Raw genomic sequence first — 23,533 nt, 5'->3', positions numbered from 1 at the left:
TCTCTTCACGGTTGTGTTTTCTTCGGACCACTCGCCCGGTATCGAGCACCGCCCGACCATGGGGCCGATCCCGGCCAGCGCAGCGCCACACGGCCCGCGCGGCCACCCCGAACACCACTAGATCACTGTTTTATCGTGATTCTGGCCTGACGCCCCGGCATCATGCATCGACACAGGAGCTTCACATCACGAATTCGTGAGGTCGCCCTCGCAGCGCCTTCAGACGGGTGAGCCGGTCCCGCCACTGCCCGCATAGCGGGACTCCAGCGCCCGCCAATTCGCATTGTCGAACAGCGTCCAGAGCTCCCCATGGCTCAGCATGCGCGACGCCATGGCGTTGGAGGACCCCGTCTCCTTCAGCGAAGCGAGCATCTCCAGCCCCGCCTTCGCGAAGAGGCGCGTCAGCGCGTTGGGATAGATGGCCAGGCGATACCCCAGCGCCTGCAGCCGCGCGGCCGGCAGGATCGGCGTGCGCCCGCCCTCCACCATGTTCGCCAGCAGCGGCACGCCGGGGAAAGCCTGGCCGACCGTCTCCAGCTCCGCCTCGCTCTGCGGGCTCTCGACGAAGATCACATCCGCCCCTTCGGCCCGATAGGCACGGGCGCGGGCGATGGCGGCGTCGAGCCCCTCTCCCGCGCGGGAATCCGTGCGCGCGATCACCACGAAGTCGGGATCGCGCCGGGCCTCCACCGCCGCGCGGATGCGCGCGCACATCTCGGCCACCGGCACGATGCGGCGCCCGGGCTCATGGCCGCACTTCTTCGGCCATTCCTGGTCCTCGATCTGGATCGCGGAAACGCCCGCGCGCTCGAACTCGCGCACCGTGCGGATCACGTTGAGCGGCCCGCCATAGCCGGTATCGCCATCCGCGATCACGGGGATCGAGACCACGTCGCAGATCCGCCGCACGCGATCAAGGATCTCCCCGAAGGAGAGCGCGCCGACATCGGGCGCACCCAGCGCGCTCATCGAGACGCCCGAGCCGGTGATGTAGAGCGCACCGAAGCCCGCAGCCTCGACCAGCCGGGCGCTGACGCCATCGAAGGCGCCCGGCGCGAGGAACAGGTCCGGACCCGCGAGCAGTTCGCGCAGGCGGCGATTGCGGCCGGGCGCATCGGCGAGGCCCACGGGGAAGTGCGGGCCAGGAATGGCGGTGTCGGGCATGTCTTGGACTCCTCCGGCGAATGCTGCCGCACCACGCCCCAGCCGCCCGGTTTGCGCAAGGCCAGACCGGCCGGGAATGCGGGGCTCGGCCCATGGCCGCGACACCGCCGATCGTGGCAGAACGACGCCATGCCGCTTTCCCCTCTCCCGTGACGCCGGACCTGCGCCCCTGGCTGCACGGCCTGGCCGCGGCGCTGCTCGCGACCACGACCGCCCAGGCCCTGGCCACGCTCGCCGTCTTCGCGCTGCCCACCCTGGCGCCGCTGGTCGCCGATGACCTCGGCGTGGCGCCCCATCTGGTGGGCTACCAGGTGGCGCTGATCTATGTCGCGGCGGCCAGCACCTCGCTGCGCGCGGGCCAGATCCTGGCGCGCTTCGGCGCGGCGCGCAGCACGCAGATGGCCCTTGCCGCGGCGGCCATCGGCGCGGGGGCCATTGCCTGGGGCGGGCTGGCGGGCGCGGCCGCCGGTTCGCTGCTGCTCGGCATCGGCTATGGGCTGACCAACCCCGCGGCGTCGCAGGTGCTGAACCAGCTGGCGCCGGCGCATCGGCGCAACATGGTGTTCTCGATCAAGCAGACCGGCGTGCCCCTGGGCGGGGCGGCGGCGGGGCTGCTGCTGCCGGGGTTGTCGCTGCTGCTGGGCTGGCGCGGGGCTCTTAGCGTGGTGGCGCTGCTGGCGGGGCTGGCGGCGCTGGCCGTGGGACTGTTCCGCCCAGCCTGGGATGGCCCCTGGGATGGCCGTAAGGAGGGCGCCCTTCCGCCCGCGCGCCAGGGCCCGCGCGGCTTCGCGCTGCTGCGCAGCCAGCCGGGCCTGGTGCCGCTCGCGGCCATGGGGGCCTGCTTCTCGGCCATGCAGCTCTCGCTCGGCGCCTATGCCGTGACGATGCTGGTCGAGGAATTCCACTGGAGCGCCGTGGCCGCCGGTGGCGCGGCCGCCGCTTCGCTGATCGCGGGGGCCGTCGGGCGCCTGATCTGGGCGGCGGTGGCGGACCGGATCGGCGCGGGGCTGCCGGTGCTGGCGGTGATCGGCCTGTGCACAGCGGCCGCCGCCTCGGTGATGCCCTTCGCGCTGGGCTGGCCGGCGGCGATGGTGCTGGTCCTGCTCTGCGGCTTCGGCGCCTGCACCGCGGGCTGGACGGGGCTTTCCATGGCCGAGGGCGCGCGCCTCGCCCCGCCGGGCGCCGCCGGGGCGGCGACGGGGGCGATCCTGGCCGTCACCTTCACCGGCGTGGTGGTCGGGCCCTCGATCTTCGCGCTGACGGTGAGCCTGGTGGGCTCCTATGCCGGCGCCTTCGGCGTGCTGGCGGCGGTACCGGCGCTGGGCGCGGCCATCGCCTGGCGCACGCATCGCCGGCTCGGTTCACCCCGCGGCTGAGGCCCGGCCCCGCAACAGCGCCGCTGCATGCCCCGTGGCGATCGCCGCGCGCTCGGCCTCGCTGATCCGCGCCGTTCGCAGCGCCTCGGTCGCCATGCTGGTGGTGAAGATCGGGTAGTCGGTGCCGAGGAAGAGCCGCCCGGCGCCGAGCATCGCCACCGCCATCTCCAGCGATCTTGGGCCGAGCGAGGCGCTGTCGAAGAACAGGTTGCCGATCAGCGTCGAGGGCAGCGGCGCCTCCGGCGCGCGGATCGCGCTCACATGGTCCAGCCGCTCGAGCAGGAAGGGAAAGGCGCCGCCAAAATTCACCACCTGGAAGCTCGCCGCCGGCCAGGTGCCGGACGGATCGGCATGGATCAGCGTGGTGGTGGCGTGGCTCAGCCCATTGTGCAGGTCGATGGTCGAGGCACGATGCATGCCCAGATCATCGTAGCGGCGCGGCGCGAGGTCCTCGTCATGGCGCTGCCCGGGATGCACCATCACATGCGCGCCGAGCCGGCTCGCCGCCGCCAGCACCGGGTGCAGCCGCGCGAGCGTGGCGAGGCTGATGAAGTAGTTGCTCGGGATGATGACGCCCCGCAGGCCGAGCCCGCCAACGGCGCGCTCCAGCTCCGCCACGGAGAGATCGACATCGGCCAGCGGCAGGCCGGCGAGCGCGCTGAAGCGGTCGGGATGCGCGGCGCAGACGGCGGCCAGTTCATCATTCACGTCGCGCACCAGGGGCAGCGCCTCCTCTGCCGGCAGCACATCCGGCCCCAGCGCGCCGGGGAAGGTCAGCAGCTGGTGGGTGATCCCCTGCCCCGCCATCCAGCCCAGCCGCTCCGCGAGGTCGGTGAAGCCGCCGCGCAGCTCGAAGCGGCTGGTCGGCGTGACCATGAAGCGCGCACCGCCCGCCTGCTCGACCCGTGGCACGGCCGCACGCGCCGCCATGCGGCGGAACAGGGCTTCCCCGTAGTAGTGCGAATGCATGTCGATCACGCGGGTACTCCTGCGGCCGGCGGAAAGGCTTCAAGGTAGCGCGGCTGGGTGCGAAAGCGCAGCCGGCGCCGTTCACCCCGGTTGCGCCCAGCCGGCCGCGCGCATCTGCGCGACCAGCGCGGCCTCCGAGACATCGAGCAGCGCGTGGTCGCGCTTGCGCAGCACGCCATCCACGATCACGTCGCGCACGCTGCGCGGTGAGGCGCTGTAGAGCACATTCGCGGCCAGATCATGCGCCGGCGCCATCTCCAGCCGGTCGAGGTCGAGCACGATCAGATCGGCGCGCTTGCCGGGCTCAACGCTGCCAATCAGGTGATCGAGGCCGAGCACGCGCGCGCCCTCGATGGTCATCATGCGGAGCATGCTGCGCACCGGCAGGGCGGTGGGATCACCTGCGTTCATCTTGCCGACCAGCGCAGCGAGCCGCGCCTCCCAGAACATGTCCATGCTGTTGTCGGAGGCCGTCCAATCCGTGCCGAGGCCGACCGGCACGCGCCCGGCGAAGCGATGCAGCGACAGCGTGCGGGCCTCGATCTTGAGGTTGCTCGCCGGGCAATGCGCGATCGCGGTGCCATCCGCGCACCAGCCCTCGATCTCGGATTCATCCAAATAGAGGGCGTGGGCGGCGACCACATCGGACCCGGTGAGGCCCGCGGCGCGCAGGCAGGCGAGCGCGCCGTCATGGCCGCGCGCGCGCACCGCCGCGACCTCGGGCGCGCTCTGCGCCACATGCAGGAAGACCCGCGCCCCCACCGCCCGCGCCCGCCGCGCGCACTCGGCCAGCAGCGCGTCCGAGCAACTGTCGAGGGCATGCGGCGCGATGCCCGCCGTGACACGCGACGCGGCAGGATTGGTGCCGTAGCGCGACAGCAGCGCCTCGGTCTCCGCCCAGGCGGCCTGGGCGCGCGCCTCGGTGAGCGTGCTGCCGACCACGGCGCGCAGCCCACTCTCTTCGATCACCGGCGCCAGGCGGTCCATGCCCGCGAGGCGATCGGCGATGCAGGTCACGCCATTGGCCAGGAACTCCGCGCAGGCGGCGCGCAGCGAGAGCGCGTAGTCGGCCGGCCCGAACCGTGCCTCGCCCGGCACCTTATAGGCGCCGGCCCAGAATTCGCGCGGCAGATCCTCCGCCAGGCCGCGGAACAGCGCCGTCGCGGCATGGGTGTGCACGTTCACCAGGCCCGGCATGACCAGGCCGCGGCGGCAATCCAGCGCCGTGTCGCCCGGCCGCAGCAGGTCCGGGCCGATGGCGGCAATGGCGTTGCCCTCGATGCGGATATCCACCGCGTGCAGCAGCCGATCCGCCGCATCCACGGTCAGCACCGTGGCGGCTTGCAGCACCAGGGCCATGGGCGGCCTCCCACCTGTCCGCCCGCAGCCGAGCAACGCCGCCGCGCCCGGTCAAGCCGACGCACAGGGCGTGCCGAGCGTACGCAAATTAAGGACAGCAAGGCCATAAGTTTGCACTTCTGCGAACGCTCCCCCCGTGCTTCGATACACGGATTGGCGATCCGCCGGGGGGCGGACGCGGCTGCAGCAGCGGGACAGGAGCACACCCATGGCAATCGCACGCAGGACCTTCCTCAAGGCAACGGCGGCCGCGCCGGCCGGCGCGATGCTCGGCGTCGAGGCCAGCGCGCAGGGGCGCGCGGTGGTGAACCTCCAGCTCGGCTGGCTGCTCTCGGGCAACCAGATCGGCGAGGTCTGCGCCAAGCAGCAGGGCTTCTACGAACAGGAAGGCTTGGAGCTGCGCTTCCAGGCGGGCGGGCCGAACATCGATGGCGTCGCCGTGGTGGCCTCGGGCCGCTTCGAGGTCGGGCAGGTCTCCTCCTCGCCGTCGCTGATGCTGGCAAGCTCGCAGGATCTGCCGATCCGCTGCTTCGCCGCCGGCGCGCAGGAGCACCCCTTCAGCTACATCTCCCGCGCCGGGCGCCCGGTGCGTGAGCCGCGCGACCTGATCGGCAAGAAGATCGGCACGCAATCCACCGCCGTCATCCTGCTGCGCGCGCTGCTCGCCAAGCACAACATCGCGGAAAGCCAGGTGACGATCATCCCGATCGGCTCGGACATGTCGCCGCTGATGACCGGGCAGGTGGATGTCATCACCGGCTGGCTGACCAACACCACGGCGCTGCGCGTGATCCCGGACCCCGTCGTGATGCGGCTGTGGGATACGGGCGTGCGGCTCTACGCCCTGCCCTATTACGCGACGGTCCAGACCATCGAGCGCCGCGCCGATGTGTTGGCGCGCTTCCTGCGCGCGACGGGCCGCGGCTGGGCCTTCGCCCATGCCAATACCGACCAGGCGGTGGACATGCTGGTGCGCGAATTCCCCAACCTCAACCGCGCCGATGAGCGTGCGGCCGCCGATGTGATGCTGAAATACGCCTTCAGCAGCAAGACCGCCGCCGAGGGCTGGGGCACGATGGATCCCGCCGTCTGGCGCGAGCAGATCGACCTCTACGCGCAGCTTGGCCAATTCGCCCGCCGCACGCCGCGGCTCGAAGAGGTGATGACCATGGACATCCTGCGCATGACCAACGGGCAGCGCCCGCTGATCGGCTGACGCGGATGTCGGGCGCGGCTGCGGTGGCGTGCCGCAACGTCACCGTGCGCTTCGTGACGGACCGGCGCACCGTGACGGCGCTGCAGGACGTCTCCTTCGAGGTGGAGGCGGGCGGTTTCCTCACGCTGCTCGGCCCTTCGGGCTGCGGCAAATCGACGCTGCTGCGCGTGGTGGCTGATCTGGTGCCGCCCTCCTCCGGCACGGCGACGGTGCTCGGCACCTCGCCGGCCGAGGCGCGCGCGGCCCGGGCCCTGGGCTTCGTTTTCCAGGACGCGGCGCTGCTGCCCTGGCGCAGCGCGATCCAGAATGTCGAGCTGCCGCTCGAGGTCGGCGGGCGGCGCGCCCTGCCACCCGGCGCGCCGACGCCGCGCGAGTTGATGAAGCTCGTCGGCCTCGAGGGCTGGGAGAACAGCTTCCCGCATGAATTGTCCGGTGGCATGCGCCAGCGCGTTTCCATCGCGCGCGCGCTGCTCGGCGGGCCGCGGCTGCTGCTGATGGATGAGCCCTTCGGCGCGCTGGACGAGATCACGCGCGACCGGCTGAATGAGGAACTGCGCCGCATCTGGATCGAGACCGGCACGACGATCCTGTTCGTGACGCACTCGGTCTATGAGGCCGTCTATCTGGGCGAGCAGGTGCTGGTGCTGGCCGCCCATCCGGGCCGTGTCGCCGCGCGGGTCAATGTCGACCTGCCGCGGGAACGGGAGCTGATCATCCGCGAGACGCCGGCCTTCACCGCCATCGTTGCCGGACTCCGCGACGTGATGGGTCGCGCGGGTCCGCGCACCGCGCAGGGACACCGCGCCGCATGAGCACGACCACGCTTGAGGCGCCCCTCGATCCCGGCCTGCAGGCGGCCGAGGCGGCCTATCACCAGAAGATGCGGCGCCTGGCCTGGCGGCGGCGGCTGCTGCCGGTTGCGGGCATCGCGACCTTCCTCGGCCTCTGGGCCTTCATCGTCTGGTTCTTCGAGGTGCCGCGCTTCGTCGCCCCCTCGCCGCAACTTGTCGCCGCCACACTCGTGGAGAAGCATGAGACGCTGCTGCGCAACCTGATGCCGACCGCGATGCAGGCCATCGCCGGCTTCATCCTCGGCAATCTCGCGGCCATCGTCATCGCCACCGTCTTCGTGCACCGCAAGACGGCGGAGGAGGCTTTCTTCCCCGTGGTGGTGCTGATCAACACCATCCCCGTCGTCGCCAAGGCACCGATCCTGGTGCTGCTGATGGGCAACGGCATGGAACCCAAGATCGCCATCGCGGCCCTGATCTGCTTCTTCCCCACGCTGGTGAACATGGTGCGCGGGCTGGAATCGGTGAACCCGCAGGCGATGGAGCTGATGCGCGTGCTCTCCGCCAGCGAGCGCGAGATCTTCTTCAAGCTGCGGCTGCGCAACTCCCTGCCCTATCTGTTCTCGGCGCTGAAGATCGCGGCGAGCACGGCGGTGATCGGCTCCATCGTCGGCGAGTGGATCGGCTCCACCACCGGCATCGGCGCGCTGATCATCCAGTCCATGTACAATTTCGACAGCCCGATGCTCTACGCGACGGTGATCGTCGGCTCCGCCTTCTCGGTCGCGTTCTTCGCGCTGATCGTGGCCGCCGAGCGCTTCTTCGTCCGCTGGCAGCCGGCCAACCCCGTCTGAGGACACGCCCATGCAGAAAGATCGGATCAGCGAAGGCCCGGGCGAGGCGAAAATCGTTGCGCGCTCGGACGTTGTCGTCGTCGGCGGCGGCCCGGCCGGCTTCGCCGCCGCCGTCGCCGCGCGGCGTGAGGGCGCCTCCGTCACGCTCATCGAGCGCTACCCCTATCTCGGCGGGCTCGCCGCCGGCGGCATGGTGCTGGTGCTGGACGACATGCACAATGGCGACCAGGTCACCACCACCGGCCTGTGCATGGAGATGATCGAGCGCATGGCGCGCGTCGATGCCTGCGTCTATCCGCCCGTGGCCGAGCGGTTGGGGACGGAGGCGATGCACCGCAAATGGGCAAGCTGGGGCCTCTTCGATTTCCGCGCCCAATCGAAGCCGCAGCCCATCGTCATGGCGGCGGCCTTCGACCCGGATGGCTGGAAGCGCATCTCCAACGAGATGATCGCCGAAGCCGGCGTCGATGTGCGGCTCAACTCCTGGTTCTCCCGCGCCGTGATGGAGGACAACCGCATCACCGGCGTGATCTGCGAGACCAAGGCCGGGCGCCAGGCCATCATGGGCCAGGTGGTGGTGGATGCGACCGGCGACCTCGACGTCGCGGTCGCCGCCGGCAGCCCCTTCGTGCATGGCTCCTACATGCTGACCACGGTGTTCCGCCTGGGCGGCGTGGACACCGAGGCCGCCGAGCGCTTCCGCTGGGAAGACCCCGCGCGCTTCGCCGTGCTCGACAAGCAGGCGAAGAAGATCATCGGCGGCTCCTGGGATCGCTGGTGGCTCAAGACACCCCTGCCCGGCGTGGTGTGGTGCAACTGTCCGCACATGACGGGGCTCGACGGCATCTCGGTGGAGGATTCCACCCGCGCCGATTTCGAGGGCCGCAAGCGCATCTACGCGATGGTCGATTTCATCCGTGCCAACATGCCCGGCTTCGCCGGCGCCTACGTGATCGACGTGGCCCCCCAGCTCGGCGTGCGGCAGACGCGGCTGCTGGTGGGCGACTATGTCGTCACCAAGGACGATGTGATGAACCGCGTGCATTTCGCCGATACGGTGGCGCGCGGGCGCGACTACTACACCCCCTATCGCGCGATGCTGCCGAAGGGGCTCGAGGGCATGGTCGTCGCCGGGCGCCACTATTCCGCGACCGAATCGGCCCAGAAGAACTCGCGGGAGATCCCGCCCTGCATGGCGATGGGCCAGTCCGCCGGCATCGCCGCGGCCATCGCGGCGCATCGCGGCATCGGGCTGCGCGAGGTGCCGGTGGCCGAGATCTGCACGCGCGTGCGCGCCCAGGGCGGCGATCCGGGCGACATCCCCTCGCCCAACGCCACCATCCTGGAGAAGGCGGCATGAGCACGCCCCTCCCGCTCGCGGGCATTCGCGTCATCGACTTCACCCAGGTGATGATGGGCCCCGTGGCCACACAGATGCTGGCCGATTACGGCGCCGACGTGATCAAGATCGAGCGCCCCGCCGGCGACCTCTCCCGCACCGCCTTCCCCAATGATCCGGCCGGGCTGCTGGGGCCGGTCTTCTGCTCGCTCAACCGGAACAAGCGCTCCGTCGTGCTCGACCTGCGCAAGGCTGAGGAGCGCCAGGTGGTGCTCGACCTCGTGCGCGGCGCCGATGTGGTGGTGAACAATTTCCGCGCCGGCGTGATGGAGCGCCTGGGCTTCGGCTGGGAGGACCTGACGAAGCTCAACCCGCGCATCATCTACGCCGTCGGCACGGGCTACGGGCTTGAGGGCCCCTACGCGCACAAGGGCGGGCAGGATGTGCTGGCCCAGGCGATGAGCGGCGTCATGCATCGCCGCTCCAATGACGACCAGCCCCTCGCCGTGCATGCCACGACCTTTGCGGACTACTCGGCCGGGATGCATCTGGTGCAGGGCGTGCTGCTGGCGCTGCTGCAGCGCGCGCAGACCGGGCGCGGGCAGCGCGTGGCGGTCTCGCTGCTCGATTCCATGCTCGCCGCGCAGACCCAGGAAGGCACCGCCCATCTGATGCGCGGGCGCGAGGTGAATTGGGGCGCGATGCCGCTCTCGGGCGTCTTCGAGACCACCGATGGCGCGCTGGTGATGGTCGGCGCCTTCAAGGCGGATCCGCTGGGCGACATCTCCACCGCGCTCGAGATCGAGCATCTCGGCCGCGATCCGCGCTTCGCCACCTTCGCCGACCAGGTCGCGAACAAGCCCGCGCTGCAGGCCATCTTCAAGGCGCGCTTCCGCAGCAACACCACCGCCTATTGGCTGGCGCGGCTGGAGGCGCAGGATCTGCTCTGCGCGCCGGTCCGCACCCTGGCCGAGGCGCTGGCCGATGAGCAGGCAACGATCAACGGCATGATCCTGGAGGCCGCCGGCGAGGTGGAGACGGTGCGCGTCATCGGCTCGCCCATCAACATGAGCGACGCGCCGGTTGCGATCCGCATCCCGCCCCCTTCGCTCGGCCGGCACACGGCGGAGGTGAAGGCGGAACTCGCGAAGGGCATGGCCGCCGAATGAGCGTTCTCTTCGAGGTCAAGGACCACGTCGCGCGAATCACCATCGACCGCCCCGCGGCGATGAATGCGGTGGACCGCGCGACCGAGGCCGAGTTGCAGCGCATCTGGACCGCCATCGAGGCCGACCGTGGGGTGCGCGCCGTGGTGCTGACCGGCGCCGGCACGCGCGCCTTCTGCGCCGGCGCCGATGTGAAGGATGGCGATGGCGTCACGGGACTTGAGTACTGGGCGGCGCCCCGCCCGGGCGGCTTCGGCGGCATCGCGCTGCGCACCACGCTCGACGTGCCGGTGATCGCGCGCGTCAACGGCCATGCGCTGGGCGGCGGCTTCGAGATGGTGCTGGGCTGCGACCTGATCGTCGCCGCCGAGAATGCGAGCTTCGGCCTGCCGGAACCGCGCCTTGGCCGCCTGCCGCTCGATGGCGGCATGGCGCTGCTGCAGCGCCAGATCCCCTTCCGCCACGCCATGGGCATCATGCTCACCGGCCGGCGCATCACCGCCGCCGAGGCGCTGCGCCTCGACCTGGTGAATGAGGTCGTGCCGCAGGCAGAACTGGACTCGGCGGTCGAGCGCTGGCTCGAGGGCATCCTGGCCTGCGCGCCGCTCTCGGTGCGCGCCATCAAGCAGGCCGTGCGCCGTACCGCGCATCTGACCGCGCAGGAGGCCCAGGCCGCGCGCCTGCCCGCGCTGATCGAAGCCCTGCACGCGAAGGACCAGGACGAAGGCGTGCGCGCCTTCGTCGAGAAGCGGAAGCCGGTCTGGCGCGGGGAATAGCCCTGGGATGCACGCCGCCGCGCTGACCTATTTCCGCCAGACCGCGCGGCTGGGGTCCATCCGCCGCGCCGCCGCGCATCTCAACGTGGCGGCGAGCGCGCTGAACCGGCAGATCCTGAACCTCGAAGCCGCGCTGGGCACGCCGCTCTTCGACCGGCTGCCGGGCGGCATGCGGCTGACGGCGGCGGGCGAGTTGCTGCTGCGCCATGTCGCCGCGACGCTCAATGATTTCGACGCGGTGCGCGCGCAGATCGATGACTTGCGCGCCGCGCGCTCGGGCCATGTCGGCATCGTCGCCATCGACAGCCTGCTGGTGGATTTCCTGCCCCGCGCGCTCGATCGTTTCCGGGCCGATTTCCCCGCCGTGACCTATGCGCTGGATGCGGTCCCGCCGGCCGCGGTGCCGCAGATGGTGGCGGATGGCGAGGCCGATATCGGCTTCACCTTCGTCGCGCGCAGCAGCCGCGCGGTGCATTTCGCGGCCGAGTTTCCCGCCCCCATCGGCGTGGTGATGCCGGCGGATCATCCGCTCGCGGCGCGCAGCAGCATCCGTTTCCAGGATACGGTCGCCTATCCCTTCCTGGCGCAATCCGGGCCGCTGCCGCGCTCGGCCGACATCGACCCCGATTTCGCCCGCTTCCGCGCCGGGCTGAAGCCGCGGCTGGTGTCCAACTCGATCCAGGCGCTGAAACTCGCGATCCGGCTGAACATGGGCATCGCCTTCTTCACGCGGCTGGGTTTCCTCGACGAGATCGAGCGCGGCGAAGTGGCCTGGCGGCCCTTCGAGAGTGCCGCGATCAACGCGCTCTGCGTCGGCCTGGTCATCGCCGAGGCGCGTGCCCCCACGGCCCCGGCGCGGCAATTGACGCGCTTCCTGATGAGCGAACTGACGCGCCTCAACAGCGCGTAAGAGGATCTCAGGCGAAGACCCGCGACCAATCCTCACGCATCGAGATCACCTGCCAGCCGCGCGCCGGCGCCTCATCCAGCGCGCGGGCGAGCCGGCCGACATGGCTCTCCCGGTCATAGGCGAATTCGCGCGCCGCATCGTCATGGCGCAGGATCATCCCCAGGCGGCGCCCCTGCCCTTCGGTCGCGTAACGCAGCATGTGCCAATCGCCGTCGGAATTGCCGAAGGCGGCGATCGGGCGGCGGCCGATATGCTTCGCGATGCCGACCGGCTTGCCCGGCCCGTCATCCACAAAATCCACGCGCGGCTGACGCGTCAGCACGATCCGCCCCTCGGCCTCGCCGGGCTCCAGCGCGAAGGTCGAGCCGATCACCTGGTGCGGCGGGATGCCGTAGCTGGCCTCTGCATAGGCGCGGATGAACTCGACCCCGCCGCCGGAGACGATGAAGGTGATGAAGCCCCGCGCGCGCAGCAGGGCCAGCACCTCCAGCATCGGCTGGTAGACAAGCGCGGTGTAGGGCCGGCCCCAGCGCTGGTCGCGCGCCGTCGCGAGCCAGGCGGCGGCAAGCTGCTGGAAGGCCTCGGGCGTGGTGCCGGCCTGCGCCGCGCCGACCAGGCGCAGCAGCCCCGCCGTGCCGCCGGCGGCCGCACCATGCAGGTCGCCCTCGAGCGCCGCGCGGAACAGCGCATCCTCGCGCCAGGCGGGGTTGGCGGGGGCCAGCGCGCGCAGCCGGTCGAGCACGAAGAGGAGTTGCGTGTAGGCCGGCTGTTCGACCCAGAGCGTGCCGTCATTGTCGAAGACCGCGATGCGCGCGGCCGGTGGCACGAAATCGGGGCTGCCTTCGGCCGTGACCGCCGCCACGAAGTCGAGCAGCGCACGCTTGCGTGGTCCCTCGCGCCAGGAGGGCAGCGGATCGGCCGCCTGGGCACGCGCCTGCGACGCGGCAAGCCCGGCGAGGCCGAGCGCACCGAGCGTACGACGGGGCAGGTCCGGGTGGGTCACGTGAGACTCTCCTTTTTGCGCGCGCGTTCCGCCGCCTCGATGAGCTCGACCAGGCCGAGCCCCCAGGAGGAGATGGTGCGCAGGAAGGGCAGCACCGGCACGTCCAGCAGCGTGACCTTCTCGGGTGCGAAGACGTAGATGGCGCCCGCCATCGGTGCCGGCGCGCCGGGGACGAAGACCACAAGGCGCCCATCGTCGAACTCATCCATGACGAGGGCCGGGCAAAGCCCTTCCTCGATGGCCGCCAGCGCGGGGCGCACGGCGCGGCCGCCGCTGCCGCTCCAGGGGCCGTCGGAGGCGAAGGCCTTGGCGAGGCGATAGCCCGGCAGCCGGTCCAGCAGCGCGCCCTCGATCAGCGCGCGCATCCGGTGGCCGAGGCGCGAGCGGATGGCAAGGCCGACCACAAGGCAGATCAGCAGCAGCCCGACCACGGCGACGATCGCCGGGTGCACGACATGCCCGGCGAGCGGATCCGCCGCGTGCTCGATCCGGCCGAGCAATCCCAGCACGAGCAGCACGACCGCGCCGATCGGCAGCACCACCAGCGCGCCTTCGAGCAGCATGCGTCGCAGGGCCATGAGGCCGCCGCCATCATCGCGTGTGGTCCTGTCACGCCGCTGCATCGCGCTGTCCTCTTGCGCCTGTCGCGGGTCCGGCGGGCGCGGATGGTCGCGCGCCCGCCGACTCCTGGCCCGCCGCGGAGGAGGCTGCGGCGGGTTGCCTGACCTCAGCGCGCGGCCGCGCCCTGGCGCAGCCGCGCCATCGCATCGCCCAGGCTGAAGCTGCCAGGTGCCTGCCGCGGCGGGAAGTCGCGGAAGGTGGCGAGGAAACGGCCGACATATTGCTGGGCTGGAACGAAGGCGAAGGCGCGCTCCACCCGCCAGCGGCCATAGTCGAAGCTCTCATCCGCGCGCTCGAAGGGATCGGAGCGCAGGTTGAACAGCATCGGCAGGCGCAGCGGCGTGAAGCTGCGTTCCCAGACACGCAGGCCCGTATTCTCCTGGATCATGAAGTGGATCTTCCAGTTGTCGTAGCGCAGCGCGGCGAGGTCGCCGTCATCGGTGAAATAGAACATCTCGTGCCGCGCGCCGGGCCCCGTGCCGGTCAGCAGCGGCAACTGGTTGTAGCCGTCGAGATGCACCTTGTAGCTGCGCGCCCCGACGCGATGCCCCTCCAGCAGCTTCTGCTTGATCTGCGCGTCGCCCGCCGCGGCCAGCAGCGTCGGCAGCCAGTCCTGGTGGGAGAAGATGTCGTTGAGCACGCGGCCCGCCGGGATCCGCCCGGGCCAGCGGATCGCCATCGGCACGCGGAAGCCGCCCTCCCAGGCGGTCGCCTTCTCGCCGCGGAAGGGCGTGTTGCCGCCATCGGGCCAGGACATGATTTCGGCACCATTGTCGGTGCTGTAGATCACGATCGTATCCTGGGTGATGCCGAGGTCGTCGAGCTTCTTCAGCAGCTGCCCGACATGCCCGTCATGCTCGACCATGCCATCGGCATAGACGCCCAGGCCGGTGACGCCGCGGCTCTCGGGCTTGAGGCGCGTCCAGATATGCATGCGTGTGGCGTTGAACCAGGTGAAGAAGGGCCGGTTGGCGCTGTGCGCGCGGTCGATGAAGTTGAGCGCGGCGCCGAGGAACTCCTCGTCCACCGTCTCCATCCGCTTCATGGTCAGTGGGCCGGTATTCTCGATGCGCTGCGTGCCATCGGGGTTCGCCCAGGTCTTCAGCACGCCGCGCGGCGCGTATTGGCGGCGGAACTCCGGGTCGCGCGGATAGTCGGCGTTCTCCGGCTCGTCCTCGGCGTTGAGGTGGTAGAGGCTGCCGAAGAACTCGTCGAAGCCGTGCATGGTCGGCAGGTGCTCGTCGCGGTCGCCGAGGTGGTTCTTGCCGAACTGGCCGGTGGCGTAGCCCATCGCCTTGAGCAGGACGGCGATGGTCGGGTCCTCGGGCCGCATGCCCTCGGCGGCGCCGGGCAGGCCGACCTTGGAAAGGCCGGTGCGGATCGGGCTCTGGCCGGTGATGAAGGCCGAGCGTCCGGCGGTGCAGGAATTCTCCGCATAGGCGTCGGTGAACATGGCGCCCTCACGCGCGATGCGGTCGATGTTGGGCGTGCGGTAGCCCATCATCCCCATGTTGTAGGCGGAGATGTTGGACCAGCCGACATCGTCGCCGAAGATCACCAGGATGTTCGGTCGCCGTGCCGGGCCGCCCGGCGCCGCCGCGGGCTGGGCCGGGCGCGGCTGGGCCTGCGCCAGGGCGGTGCGGCCATGCGCGGCCGCGGCAACGCCCGCGGCGCTGCCCAGCAGCATGCCCCGGCGCGAGGTGCGATGATCGCTCATTGGTTCGTCTCCCCTCCTGGCCCGTTCAGGGCACGATGATCTGGCTGAGGACATGGATGACGCCGTTCGACGCCTCGATGTCCTGGCGGATGAGGCGTGCGGAGCGCAGGCCCGCGGTGGCGGCACCGGCGCTCATCGCGCGCCCGCCGGAGGATTCGACGCTCACGCGCTCGGCATTGGTCGCGTCCACCGTCAGCGTCGTGCCGGCCCGTGTCGTGAAGTCGCGCTTCTGGCCGCCGAGCGAGGCGATGGTCTGGCGCCCATCCACCACCAGATTGCCCATGACCGAGCGCAGGCGCAGCATCTCGGCCGGGTCGAGCAGCGACTGGCGCAGGAAGACCGGCAGGTCCGCCCAGCCCGAATTGGTGAAGGCGAAGACCGTGAAGGGCCCTGCGCCGACCAGGGATTGCTGCAGGCCGCTGCGCGAGGCCGCCTCCACGAAGCGCTCGAAGGAACTGTCGGAGGCCAGGACCTCCATGATGCTGCGCTGCGGCTGGCTCTGCACATCGGGTGTGCCGCCGCCGCAGGCCGTGAGCAGCGCCAGCGACGGCAACGCCAGAAATGCGCGGCGGCCTGTCAGGGTCTCGATCATCGGGCGTCTTCCTTCCTGGTTTCCGGTTTGTCGCGAAGCACGCAGCGGAAGCCGATATGGCTCATGCCGCTGTCGATCATCTGCGCGTGGCGCGCAGCAGGGCGGTAGCGCCGGCAATAGGAGGGCGCGCAGAGAAAGCTGCCGCCTTTCACCACCTTGCGCGGGATGCGGATGCGCGGCTGCGCGGGGTCATAGCTGCCCTCCATCGCCGGTCCGCGCGGATCCGAGGGCGCGCAGCAGGGCTTGGCCGGGTCCGCTTCATGTCGGGCGGACCACCAATCCTTCGTCCATTGCCAGACATTGCCGGCCATGTCGTGCAGGCCATAGCCGTTGGGTGGGTAGCTGGCGACCGGCGCGGTGCGCTCGAAGCCATCGGCGGCGAAGTTCCGCCAGGGAAACGGGCCCTGCCAGGTATTCGCCATGTGCACGCCGCCCGGCGTGAGGTCGTCGCCCCAGGCGAATTCCGCGGCCTCCAGCCCGCCACGCGCCGCGAATTCCCACTCTGCCTCGGTGGGCAGATCCTTGCCCGCCCAGTGCGCATAGGCCAGCGCATCCTCATAGGCGACGTGAACGACGGGGTGGTCCTCGCGGCCGGCGAGGTCGCTGCCAGGCCCTTCGGGGTGGCGCCACTGCGCGCCCTTGGTCCAGCGCCACCAATGGGCCACCTGGCGCGTATCCACCGGCCCGTCCGTCATGCGGAACACCAGGGCGCCGGGCGCCAGCATGTCGGGCCTCGCCCCCGGGTAGTCCGCCGGATCGAGCGGGCGTTCCGCCACGGTGCGATAGCCGGTCGCGTGGACGAAGCGCGCGAATTCGGTGTTGGTGACCGTGCTGCAATCCATCCAGAAGGCGCTGACCGCCACGTGGTGCGCAGGCTTTTCCTCGGCGTAGTGGTGGTCCGAACCCATCAGGAAGCGGCCACCGGGGATGCGCAGCATGCCGGCCGGTCCGGCATGAGTCGCGACGGCAGCGTCGGCGGCATCCCTCGTCCCACGCATGCTTCGCGCTCCTCTCCCCAAGAAGAGGTTGCCAAAGCACGGGCGCTGCGCGCCAATGCCCAAACGGCAATCTCGACTTGCCCGTGGGAACATATGATCGAGGTGCGCGACCTACGTCTCGTCCTGGAGATCCAGCGCCAGGGCAGCCTGGTGAGGGCGGCACGCGTGCTCGGCATGGGCCAGCCCGCGTTGACACGCAGCCTCGCGGCGCTGGAGGCCAGGCTGCGCGGCGCGTTGTTCGAGCGGAATCGCCAGGGCGTGATCACCACCAATCTCGGTCGCGCCCTCATGGCAGAGGCGGAAGACATCCTGGGCCGGCTGGAGCGCGTGGAACGCAGCATGGCGGAGGTGCGCGGCGGTCAGGTGCGCGATCTCTCGGTGATGGCAGGTAGCTTCGTGCTGGAATCGATTGGCATGACGGCGGCCATGCGGATGCTTTCGCTCTACCCGCGGGTGCGCCTGAGGCTGCAGGGCGGCAATTGGGCAGATGTTCCGCACGCCCTGCATGCCCGCAAGGCGACGGTCGGCCTGCTCGACCTGCGCGGCGTCGAACCCGACCCGGGCCTGGAGGTCGAGCCCCTGCGCCGCCAGCCGGGCATCTTCGTGGTCCGCCCTGGACATCCGCTGACGCAACTGCCGAGCATCAGCCTGTCGGACATCATGTCCTACCCATTTGCGTTCATCTCGCGCGCACCGCAGTCGGTGCAGGGCCCGATGGCGGCGGCGCGCGAGGCGGCGGCAGTTGCGGGCAAGCCGCATGCGGCCTTCCCGGCGATCCTGCACGATAGCCCAACGGTGGCGATGTCCGCGCTGCGACATGGCGATGCCGTTGCCGCCTCCACCCTGGCGATCGCCCTGCCCGCGATGAGGATGGGCACCGTGGAGGCACTGCGTTGGCGCGCACCCTGGGTATCGCTGCATCCGGGCATCATCAGGCTGCGAGCAAGACCGCTCGCGGAGGCCGAGCAGGCCTTTCTCGATTTGCTGCGCGATGCCGACGCCGAGGCTGAACGCGAATCGCTGGCGTGGTGCGCCGCGAACGGACTATCCGCCGATTGCGGGTGAAGCACGGCGGCAAGGGCATGGCCTGCGCGCTGTGCGCAGACCTGATTGATCGCGTCAGGAAGCGCGGTCACCCTTCCTCGGGGCGGATGCCCCCGGGTAAGATGCTGGCGGCCAGCAAGTGGTGAGCCCGGTGGGATTCGAACCCACGACCCCATGATTAAAAGTCACGTGCTCTACCGGCTGAGCTACGGGCTCGGTCGGCGCTTTTAGGCGTCGGCGGCGGGCGTGCTGTCAACCCCGTCAGCGGCATCGCTGCCTTGCGTGGCGGCGCTTGCGAGGCGCATGGACTTCACGCGGTCGGGCTCGCGCACCATCCCGTTCATGCCCGCGCCGCGCTTGATGCCGTCCACCAACTCCATGCCGGCGGTCACGCGACCCCAGATGGTGTACTGGCCGTCGAGGCTCGAGGCCGGGGCGAACATGATGAAGAACTGGCTGTTCGCGCTGTTCGGGTTCTGGGTGCGGGCCATGCCGCAGGTGCCGCGCACGAAGCGCGCCTTGCCGGGCGGGCTGAACTCGGCGGGCAGATCCGGCAGGTCGCTGCCGCCCGTGCCGGTGCCGGTCGGGTCGCCGCCCTGGGCCATGAAGCCCTCGATCACACGATGGAAGGGCGTGTTGTCGTAGAAGCCGGCGCTGGCCAGGGTCTTGATGCGCTCGACATGCAGCGGCGCGAGCTCGGGCAGGAGCTCGATGGTCACGACGCCGCTCGCGAGTTCCAGCAGCAGCGTGTTCTCTTGGGTGCTCATTTCGATGTCCTTCGGGAAATGGTCAGCGCACGTCGGCGGCGACGCGGAGCGTGCGGATTCGGTCGGGCGGCGGCGGCACCATGCCGGAGGGGCCGGCGCCGCGCTTGATGCGGTCCACCGCCTCCATGCCCGCGATCACACGGCCCCAGATGGTGTATTGCGTGTCGAGGCTCGGCGCGGGCGCGAACATGATGAAGAACTGGCTGTTCGCGCTGTTCGGGTTCTGGGTACGCGCCATGCCGCAGGTGCCGCGCACGAAGCGCGCGCGGCTCGCGGGAACGAATTCCGCCGGCAGGTCGGGCAGCGGCGAGCCGCCCGTGCCGGTGCCCGTCGGGTCGCCGCCCTGGGCCATGAAGCCCTCGATCACGCGGTGGAAGGGCGTGTTGTCGTAGAAGTTGCGCCGCGCGAGTTCCTTGATGCGCGCGACATGGCGGGGTGCCAGGTCGGGCAGCATCTGGATGGTCACGCGGCCATCCTTCAGCTCCATGAACAGGGTGTTCTCGGGGTCGCTCGCGCCCTGCGCGGCGGCGCCCTGCGCCAGGAAGGGGGTGGCGAGGCCGGCGGCGATCAGGCCCCGGCGACGGAGGGAGAGGTCTGTCACGCGGTGGTGTCCTTGCGGCTCTGCACGCGGGCGAGCGTGCGCTCGAGGGTCAAAGGCGGCACGAAGCTGGAAATGTCGCCGCCCAGGATCGCGATCTCCTTCACGAAGCGCGAGGAGATGAACTGGTTGGTCTCGCTCGCCATCAGGAACACCGTCTCGATCTCGGGCTCCAGGCGATGGTTCATGCCGGCCATCTGGAACTCATAGTCGAAATCGGAGACGGCGCGCAGCCCGCGCACGATCATGCGCGCGCCGATCTGCCGGGCGAAGGCGACCAGCAGCCCGTCGAAGGGTGTCACCAGGATCTCGCAGCCCGTGCGCGCCGCGATGGCATCGGTCTCCGCCCGCACCAGCTCGGCGCGCTCTTCCAGCGGGAAGAGCGGGCCCTTGCCGGCATTCATGGCGACCCCGATGACGAGGCGATCCACCAGCCGCGCGCCGCGGGCGATGACGTCCAGATGACCGTTCGTGACGGGATCGAAGGTGCCGGGGTAGAGCCCGACCCGCAGTTCAGGCATCCGTCGCGGCCTCCTCGGCGCTGTCATCCTCCATGACCGGGAAGCAGGAGGTGACGCGTTCATCCTCGCCCAGGCGCAGCAGGGTCACGCCCATGGCGTTGCGCCCGGTGATGCGCACCTGGTCGGCCGGCAGGCGGATCAGCCGTCCGCCATCGGTCACCAGCATCACGCCATCGCCGGCGCGCACGGCGAAGGTGGCCACCACCTCGCGCCCCGTGCGCGGGGTGAGGTTGATGTTGGTGATGCCCTGGCCGCCGCGACCGGTGACGCGATACTCATAGGCGGAGCTGCGCTTGCCGAAGCCCCGATCGGTGACGCAGAGCAGGATTTCCTCCAGCGCCTCCATCTCCGCCACACGCTCGGGCGAGAGGGTCACGGCCTCGCCGCTGTCCTCGGCCTCTTCCGGCGAGGGCGCGGTCTCGGCGGGTTCCTCGCCGGCGGCGCGGCGCTTCTGCGCGGCGAGGCGGAGATAGGCCTCGCGCTCGGCCGGCGTGGCCTTGGCGTGGCCGAGCACGGCGAGCGAGATCACCGCGTCATCGCCCAGCAGCTTGATGCCGCGCACGCCCGAGGAATCGCGGCCCGCGAAGACGCGCAGCTGCTCGGCCTCGGCCTGGAAGCGGATGCAGCGGCCCTTGCGCGTGGCGAGCATCACGTCGTCGCCCTCGCGGCAGGTGGCCACGCCGATCAGCGTGTCGCCCTCATCCAGCTTCATGGCGATGAGGCCGACCGCGCGCATGTTGCGGAAGTCCGAGAGCTTGTTGCGCCGGACATTGCCCTGCGCCGTGGCGAAGACGAGGTGCAGGTTCTCCCACAGCGCCTCATCCTGCGGCAGCGGCAGCACGGCGGTGACCTGCTCATCCTGCTGCAGCTGCAGCACCTGGCGGAGCGAGCGGCCCTTGCCCTGGGTGCCGCCCTCCGGCAGCTGCCAGACCTTCTCGCGGAAGGCCATGCCGCGGGAGGTGAAGAAGAGCACCCATTGATGCGTGTGCGCGACGAAGCTGCGCACCACGATGTCGTCCTCGCGCGTCGCCGCACCCGAGCGCCCGCGCCCGCCGCGATTCTGGCTGCGGAAGATGTCGAGCCCGGTGCGCTTCACATAGCCGTCGCGCGTGAGCGTCACCACCATCGTGCCCGGCTCGATCAGGCTCTCATCATCCTGGTCGGCGACGCCATCGACGATCTCCGTCATGCGCGGCACGGCGAGCTTCTCGCGCACCGCGGCCAGTTCCTGCGCCATCAGCTCCATGCGTCGCGGGCGGGAGGAGAGGATCTCGAGCAGCTCGGCGATGGTGGCGGCGACCTCGTTCAGCTCGGCCACGATCTTCTCGCGCTCGAGGCCCGTCAGGCGCTGCAGGCGCAGCTCCAGGATGCCCTTCGCCTGCTCTTCCGTCAGGCGCACCGTGCCCTCGGGCGAGAGGGTGTTGCGGTGGTCATCGACCAGGGCGAGCAGCGGGCCGACATCGGCGGCCGGCCAGTCGCGCGCCATCAGCGCCACGCGCGCGGCGGCGGCATCGGGGGCGGCGCGGATCAGCGCGATGACATCGTCGATATTGGCCACCGCGATGACCAGGCCGATCAGCTGGTGGCCGCGGTCGCGCGCCTTGTTCAGGCGGAAGCGGCTGCGGCGGAGGATGACCTCCTCGCGGAACTTGATGAAGGCGAGCAGTGCGTCGCGCAGCCCCATCTGGCGCGGCCGGCCCTCATCCAGCGCCACGAAGTTCACGCCGAAGGAAGTCTGGAGCTGCGTGAAGCGGTAGAGCTGGTTCAGCACGACCTCGGGCGTCGCGTCCTTCTTCAGCTCGACGACGATGCGCAAGCCATCGCGGTCGCTCTCGTCGCGCAGGTCGGAGATACCCTCGATCGCCTTGGCGCGGACCAGCTCGGCGATCTTCTCGATCAGCGTGGATTTGTTGACCTGGTAGGGGATCTCGGTGACGACGATCATCGAGCGCCCGCCGCGCATCTCCTCGATGGTCGCGCGCGCGCGCAGCGGGATGGAGCCGCGCCCGGTCTCGAAGGCGGAACGGATGCCCGAACGGCCGAGAATGAGCCCGCCCGTGGGGAAATCCGGCCCCGGGACGATCTTCATGATCTCCTCGAGGCTGAGCGCCGGCTCCGCGATCAGCGCCAGCGTGGCATCGATGATCTCGCCCGGATTATGGGTGGGGATGTTGGTCGCCATGCCCACCGCGATGCCGCCCGCCCCGTTCACCAGCAGGTTCGGGAAGGCGGCCGGGAGGACCTTCGGCTCCTCCGCGCTCTCATCATAATTGGGCTGGAAATCGACCGTGTCCTCGTCGATCCCTTCCAGCAGCGCGGTGGCGGCGCGGGCGAGGCGGACCTCCGTGTAGCGCATCGCCGCGGGCGGATCGCCATCCATCGAGCCGAAATTGCCCTGCCCGTCGATCAGCGGCACACGCATGGAGAAGGGCTGCGCCATGCGCACCAGCGCATCGTAGATCGAGGCGTCGCCATGCGGGTGATACTTGCCCATCACGTCGCCCACGACGCGCGCCGATTTCCGGTGCGGCTTGTCGGAGGCGTAGCCGGCCTCATGCATCGCATAGAGGATGCGCCGGTGCACCGGCTTCAGCCCGTCCCGCGCATCCGGCAGGGCGCGCGCGACGATCACCGACATGGCGTAGTCGAGATAGGAGCGGCGCATCTCCGTCTCGAGGCCGATCGGCGCGGTGTCGGCCCCGAAGCGGGGCTCGTCGGGGGGCGAGCCTGGGGGTGAAGGCGGCGTGTCGCTCAACGCGGAATCCTCATGAGGGGCCGGGCAAAGCGGGGGCCGGCGCGGTATGGATTAGGCAATTTGGCGCCCTGGCGAAAGGGTGCCGGGCGCGGATGCGGCGAAACTTCGCCCCTGCCCTGCTCCGGCCCGAGGGGCTACCGGCAGCGAACGGGGATGTGCGACACCGGGGCGACCCGGCGGGAGAAATCGCACCATGAGCCTGCCCTATATCGACCAATTGCTGACGCATCTCGCGCGCGGGACGCCCGCGCTGGAACACAGCTTCGGCCGCCACATCCATTGGGGCTATTGGCCCGACCCCGCTGCCGCCCAACCGGACTCGCCCGAGGATTACGGCCGGGCGGCGGAGCGGCTCAGCCAGGAATTGCTGGCGATGGCCGACATCCGCCCCGGGATGCGGGTGCTGGACGCCGGCTGCGGCTTCGGCGGCACGCTGGCCAGCCTGCGCGCGCAGGGGGCGGGACTCGACCTGGTCGGCCTCAACATCGATGCCCGGCAGTTGCGGCGCGCGGCCGCCCTGGCGCAGGAGGGGGTGGGCGCGCCGCCTACCTTCGTCGCCGCCGATGCCTGCACCCTGCCCTTCGCCGATGCCAGCTTCGACCGGGTGCTGGCGGTGGAGTGCATCTTCCACTTCCCCTCCCGCAGCGCCTTCCTCGCCGAGGTGCGGCGCGTGCTGCGGCCGGGGGGGTTCTGGTGCTGTCGGATTTCGTGCCGGCGGAGGCCTGCGTTCCGGTGCTGCTTCTGGGCATGCGCCTGGGCCTGCGGCGCGTGCCGCTGTTCGGCGCCTGCGATGTCTCCTGCTCCGCCGCCGGCTACCGCCGCCTGGCCGCGGCTGCCGGGCTGACAGAGACGACCCGCCGGGACATCACCCGCCACATCCTGCCGACCTACGCCTTTCTCGGGCGGATGATGCGACAGGCGGAGGTGGCAGGACGCCTCCGGATCGTCGGCGGGGCGAGCCTCGGGGCGCTCGATCTCGCCGGGCGCACGGGGATGC

At 70.5% G+C, this 23,533-nt stretch carries 22 protein-coding genes and 1 tRNA gene; 10 read left to right on the top strand and 13 right to left on the bottom strand.

Annotated elements, in window-relative coordinates; translation table 11 throughout:
- Positions 1 to 219: 219 nt before the first annotated feature.
- Positions 220 to 1,164, bottom strand: a complete 945-nt coding sequence (locus AC2D9U_RS00405) for an isocitrate lyase/PEP mutase family protein (RefSeq protein WP_484745270.1) — start codon at positions 1,162 to 1,164, stop codon at positions 220 to 222.
- Between the two features lie 149 nt (positions 1,165 to 1,313).
- Here AC2D9U_RS00405 and AC2D9U_RS00400 point away from each other — a divergent pair, with 149 nt between their 5' ends.
- Complete coding sequence (locus AC2D9U_RS00400) at positions 1,314 to 2,540, top strand: MFS transporter (protein ID WP_484745268.1); 1,227 nt, start codon at positions 1,314 to 1,316, stop codon at positions 2,538 to 2,540.
- Here the strand turns inward: AC2D9U_RS00400 and AC2D9U_RS00395 are convergent.
- Together AC2D9U_RS00395 and AC2D9U_RS00390 are read right to left on the bottom strand one after the other, a co-directional pair.
- Complete coding sequence (locus tag AC2D9U_RS00395) at positions 2,526 to 3,509, bottom strand: amidohydrolase family protein (protein ID WP_484747303.1); 984 nt, start codon at positions 3,507 to 3,509, stop codon at positions 2,526 to 2,528. The genes AC2D9U_RS00400 and AC2D9U_RS00395 overlap by 15 nt on opposite strands.
- An 81-nt stretch (positions 3,510 to 3,590) precedes the next feature.
- Positions 3,591 to 4,868 (bottom strand): amidohydrolase family protein, encoded by a 1,278-nt coding sequence (locus tag AC2D9U_RS00390; RefSeq protein ID WP_484745266.1) that lies wholly within the window; start codon positions 4,866 to 4,868, stop codon positions 3,591 to 3,593.
- A gap of 208 nt (positions 4,869 to 5,076) precedes the next feature.
- Here AC2D9U_RS00390 and AC2D9U_RS00385 point away from each other — a divergent pair, with 208 nt between their 5' ends.
- The 7 genes from AC2D9U_RS00385 to AC2D9U_RS00355 are packed head-to-tail and all read left to right on the top strand — an operon-like array spanning position 5,077 to position 11,920.
- Complete coding sequence (locus tag AC2D9U_RS00385; protein ID WP_484745263.1) at positions 5,077 to 6,084, top strand: ABC transporter substrate-binding protein; 1,008 nt, start codon at positions 5,077 to 5,079, stop codon at positions 6,082 to 6,084.
- A 5-nt stretch (positions 6,085 to 6,089) separates the two neighbouring features.
- Positions 6,090 to 6,896 (top strand): ABC transporter ATP-binding protein, encoded by an 807-nt coding sequence (locus AC2D9U_RS00380; protein ID WP_484745260.1) that lies wholly within the window; start codon positions 6,090 to 6,092, stop codon positions 6,894 to 6,896.
- Complete coding sequence (locus AC2D9U_RS00375; RefSeq protein ID WP_484745259.1) at positions 6,893 to 7,729, top strand: ABC transporter permease; 837 nt, start codon at positions 6,893 to 6,895, stop codon at positions 7,727 to 7,729. Before AC2D9U_RS00380 ends, AC2D9U_RS00375 begins: the two co-directional genes overlap by 4 nt.
- A 10-nt stretch (positions 7,730 to 7,739) precedes the next feature.
- Positions 7,740 to 9,089: an FAD-dependent oxidoreductase gene (locus tag AC2D9U_RS00370; protein ID WP_484745256.1), complete on the top strand. Its 1,350-nt coding sequence runs from the start codon at positions 7,740 to 7,742 to the stop codon at positions 9,087 to 9,089.
- Positions 9,086 to 10,237 carry a CaiB/BaiF CoA transferase family protein gene (locus AC2D9U_RS00365; protein WP_484745254.1) on the top strand — a complete coding sequence of 384 codons (1,152 nt, stop codon included), beginning with the start codon at positions 9,086 to 9,088 and terminating at the stop codon, positions 10,235 to 10,237. The genes AC2D9U_RS00370 and AC2D9U_RS00365 overlap by 4 nt, the downstream gene beginning before the upstream one ends.
- Complete coding sequence (locus AC2D9U_RS00360; RefSeq protein ID WP_484745252.1) at positions 10,234 to 11,010, top strand: enoyl-CoA hydratase-related protein; 777 nt, start codon at positions 10,234 to 10,236, stop codon at positions 11,008 to 11,010. Before AC2D9U_RS00365 ends, AC2D9U_RS00360 begins: the two co-directional genes overlap by 4 nt.
- Positions 11,011 to 11,017: 7 nt before the next feature.
- The gene (locus AC2D9U_RS00355) at positions 11,018 to 11,920 is read left to right on the top strand and encodes a LysR family transcriptional regulator (protein WP_484745249.1); all 903 of its coding nucleotides are present in this window, start codon (positions 11,018 to 11,020) and stop codon (positions 11,918 to 11,920) included.
- A gap of 7 nt (positions 11,921 to 11,927) precedes the next feature.
- Here AC2D9U_RS00355 and AC2D9U_RS00350 read toward each other — a convergent pair whose 3' ends face one another.
- The 5 genes from AC2D9U_RS00350 to AC2D9U_RS00330 form a co-directional block, all read right to left on the bottom strand.
- Positions 11,928 to 12,923 (bottom strand): HAD family hydrolase, encoded by a 996-nt coding sequence (locus AC2D9U_RS00350; RefSeq protein ID WP_484745248.1) that lies wholly within the window; start codon positions 12,921 to 12,923, stop codon positions 11,928 to 11,930.
- Complete coding sequence (locus tag AC2D9U_RS00345) at positions 12,920 to 13,501, bottom strand: DUF502 domain-containing protein (RefSeq protein WP_484745246.1); 582 nt, start codon at positions 13,499 to 13,501, stop codon at positions 12,920 to 12,922. Before AC2D9U_RS00345 ends, AC2D9U_RS00350 begins: the two co-directional genes overlap by 4 nt.
- Positions 13,502 to 13,650: 149 nt before the next feature.
- Positions 13,651 to 15,261, bottom strand: a complete 1,611-nt coding sequence (locus AC2D9U_RS00340) for an arylsulfatase (RefSeq protein ID WP_484745244.1) — start codon at positions 15,259 to 15,261, stop codon at positions 13,651 to 13,653.
- Between the two features lie 25 nt (positions 15,262 to 15,286).
- Positions 15,287 to 15,853, bottom strand: a complete 567-nt coding sequence (locus tag AC2D9U_RS00335; protein WP_484745242.1) for a fasciclin domain-containing protein — start codon at positions 15,851 to 15,853, stop codon at positions 15,287 to 15,289.
- On the bottom strand, positions 15,850 to 16,791 hold the full coding sequence (locus AC2D9U_RS00330) for a formylglycine-generating enzyme family protein (RefSeq protein WP_484745241.1): 942 nt from the start codon (positions 16,789 to 16,791) through the stop codon (positions 15,850 to 15,852). The genes AC2D9U_RS00335 and AC2D9U_RS00330 overlap by 4 nt, the downstream gene beginning before the upstream one ends.
- Before the next feature lie 15 nt (positions 16,792 to 16,806).
- Between AC2D9U_RS00330 and AC2D9U_RS00325 the strand changes: the two genes are divergently transcribed.
- Positions 16,807 to 17,916, top strand: a complete 1,110-nt coding sequence (locus AC2D9U_RS00325) for a LysR family transcriptional regulator (protein ID WP_484745239.1) — start codon at positions 16,807 to 16,809, stop codon at positions 17,914 to 17,916.
- 119 nt (positions 17,917 to 18,035) lie between these two features.
- On the opposite strand, the gene AC2D9U_RS00320 is transcribed toward AC2D9U_RS00325, so the two are convergent.
- From AC2D9U_RS00320 to gyrA, 5 genes are all read right to left on the bottom strand, one after another.
- A tRNA-Lys gene (locus tag AC2D9U_RS00320) sits at positions 18,036 to 18,111 on the bottom strand.
- 11 nt (positions 18,112 to 18,122) lie between these two features.
- Positions 18,123 to 18,662, bottom strand: coding sequence for a peptidylprolyl isomerase (locus AC2D9U_RS00315; protein WP_484745238.1), 540 nt, complete (start codon positions 18,660 to 18,662; stop codon positions 18,123 to 18,125).
- Between the two features lie 22 nt (positions 18,663 to 18,684).
- Positions 18,685 to 19,149 (bottom strand): peptidylprolyl isomerase, encoded by a 465-nt coding sequence (locus AC2D9U_RS00310; RefSeq protein ID WP_484747302.1) that lies wholly within the window; start codon positions 19,147 to 19,149, stop codon positions 18,685 to 18,687.
- Positions 19,150 to 19,259: 110 nt separating this feature from the next.
- Complete coding sequence (gene coaD / locus AC2D9U_RS00305) at positions 19,260 to 19,781, bottom strand: pantetheine-phosphate adenylyltransferase (RefSeq protein ID WP_484745236.1); 522 nt, start codon at positions 19,779 to 19,781, stop codon at positions 19,260 to 19,262.
- Complete coding sequence (gene gyrA, locus AC2D9U_RS00300) at positions 19,774 to 22,446, bottom strand: DNA gyrase subunit A (RefSeq protein ID WP_484747300.1); 2,673 nt, start codon at positions 22,444 to 22,446, stop codon at positions 19,774 to 19,776. Before gyrA ends, coaD begins: the two co-directional genes overlap by 8 nt.
- 283 nt (positions 22,447 to 22,729) lie before the next feature.
- Here gyrA and AC2D9U_RS00295 point away from each other — a divergent pair, with 283 nt between their 5' ends.
- The gene (locus tag AC2D9U_RS00295) at positions 22,730 to 23,380 is read left to right on the top strand and encodes a class I SAM-dependent methyltransferase (RefSeq protein WP_484745234.1); all 651 of its coding nucleotides are present in this window, start codon (positions 22,730 to 22,732) and stop codon (positions 23,378 to 23,380) included.
- Positions 23,381 to 23,533: the final 153 nt, after the last annotated feature.

The organism is Roseomonas sp. TF40 (genome assembly GCF_057219975.1).
Note: the sequence above shows the minus strand (reverse complement) of the source record. Positions and strands in the feature narration are given on the sequence as shown.

Bases quoted from the DNA above. Each gene is read 5' to 3' on its own strand.
- AC2D9U_RS00355 (WP_484745249.1), top strand. From the start codon at position 11,018: ATGCACGCCGCCGCGCTGACCTATTTCCGCCAGACCGCGCGGCTGGGG.
- AC2D9U_RS00365 (WP_484745254.1), top strand. From the start codon at position 9,086: ATGAGCACGCCCCTCCCGCTCGCGGGCATTCGCGTCATCGACTTCACC.
- AC2D9U_RS00380 (WP_484745260.1), top strand. From the start codon at position 6,090: ATGTCGGGCGCGGCTGCGGTGGCGTGCCGCAACGTCACCGTGCGCTTC.
- AC2D9U_RS00390 (WP_484745266.1), bottom strand. From the start codon at position 4,868: ATGGCCCTGGTGCTGCAAGCCGCCACGGTGCTGACCGTGGATGCGGCG.
- AC2D9U_RS00370 (WP_484745256.1), top strand. From the start codon at position 7,740: ATGCAGAAAGATCGGATCAGCGAAGGCCCGGGCGAGGCGAAAATCGTT.
- AC2D9U_RS00340 (WP_484745244.1), bottom strand. From the start codon at position 15,261: ATGAGCGATCATCGCACCTCGCGCCGGGGCATGCTGCTGGGCAGCGCC.
- AC2D9U_RS00375 (WP_484745259.1), top strand. From the start codon at position 6,893: ATGAGCACGACCACGCTTGAGGCGCCCCTCGATCCCGGCCTGCAGGCG.
- AC2D9U_RS00310 (WP_484747302.1), bottom strand. From the start codon at position 19,149: ATGGAGCTGAAGGATGGCCGCGTGACCATCCAGATGCTGCCCGACCTG.
- AC2D9U_RS00385 (WP_484745263.1), top strand. From the start codon at position 5,077: ATGGCAATCGCACGCAGGACCTTCCTCAAGGCAACGGCGGCCGCGCCG.
- AC2D9U_RS00295 (WP_484745234.1), top strand. From the start codon at position 22,730: ATGAGCCTGCCCTATATCGACCAATTGCTGACGCATCTCGCGCGCGGG.
- AC2D9U_RS00330 (WP_484745241.1), bottom strand. From the start codon at position 16,791: ATGCTGCGCATCCCCGGTGGCCGCTTCCTGATGGGTTCGGACCACCAC.
- AC2D9U_RS00345 (WP_484745246.1), bottom strand. From the start codon at position 13,501: ATGGCCCTGCGACGCATGCTGCTCGAAGGCGCGCTGGTGGTGCTGCCG.
- coaD (WP_484745236.1), bottom strand. From the start codon at position 19,781: ATGCCTGAACTGCGGGTCGGGCTCTACCCCGGCACCTTCGATCCCGTC.
- AC2D9U_RS00325 (WP_484745239.1), top strand. From the start codon at position 16,807: ATGAGTCGCGACGGCAGCGTCGGCGGCATCCCTCGTCCCACGCATGCT.
- gyrA (WP_484747300.1), bottom strand. From the start codon at position 22,446: ATGCGCCGCTCCTATCTCGACTACGCCATGTCGGTGATCGTCGCGCGC.
- AC2D9U_RS00405 (WP_484745270.1), bottom strand. From the start codon at position 1,164: ATGCCCGACACCGCCATTCCTGGCCCGCACTTCCCCGTGGGCCTCGCC.
- AC2D9U_RS00395 (WP_484747303.1), bottom strand. From the start codon at position 3,509: ATGCATTCGCACTACTACGGGGAAGCCCTGTTCCGCCGCATGGCGGCG.
- AC2D9U_RS00335 (WP_484745242.1), bottom strand. From the start codon at position 15,853: ATGATCGAGACCCTGACAGGCCGCCGCGCATTTCTGGCGTTGCCGTCG.
- AC2D9U_RS00315 (WP_484745238.1), bottom strand. From the start codon at position 18,662: ATGAGCACCCAAGAGAACACGCTGCTGCTGGAACTCGCGAGCGGCGTC.
- AC2D9U_RS00360 (WP_484745252.1), top strand. From the start codon at position 10,234: ATGAGCGTTCTCTTCGAGGTCAAGGACCACGTCGCGCGAATCACCATC.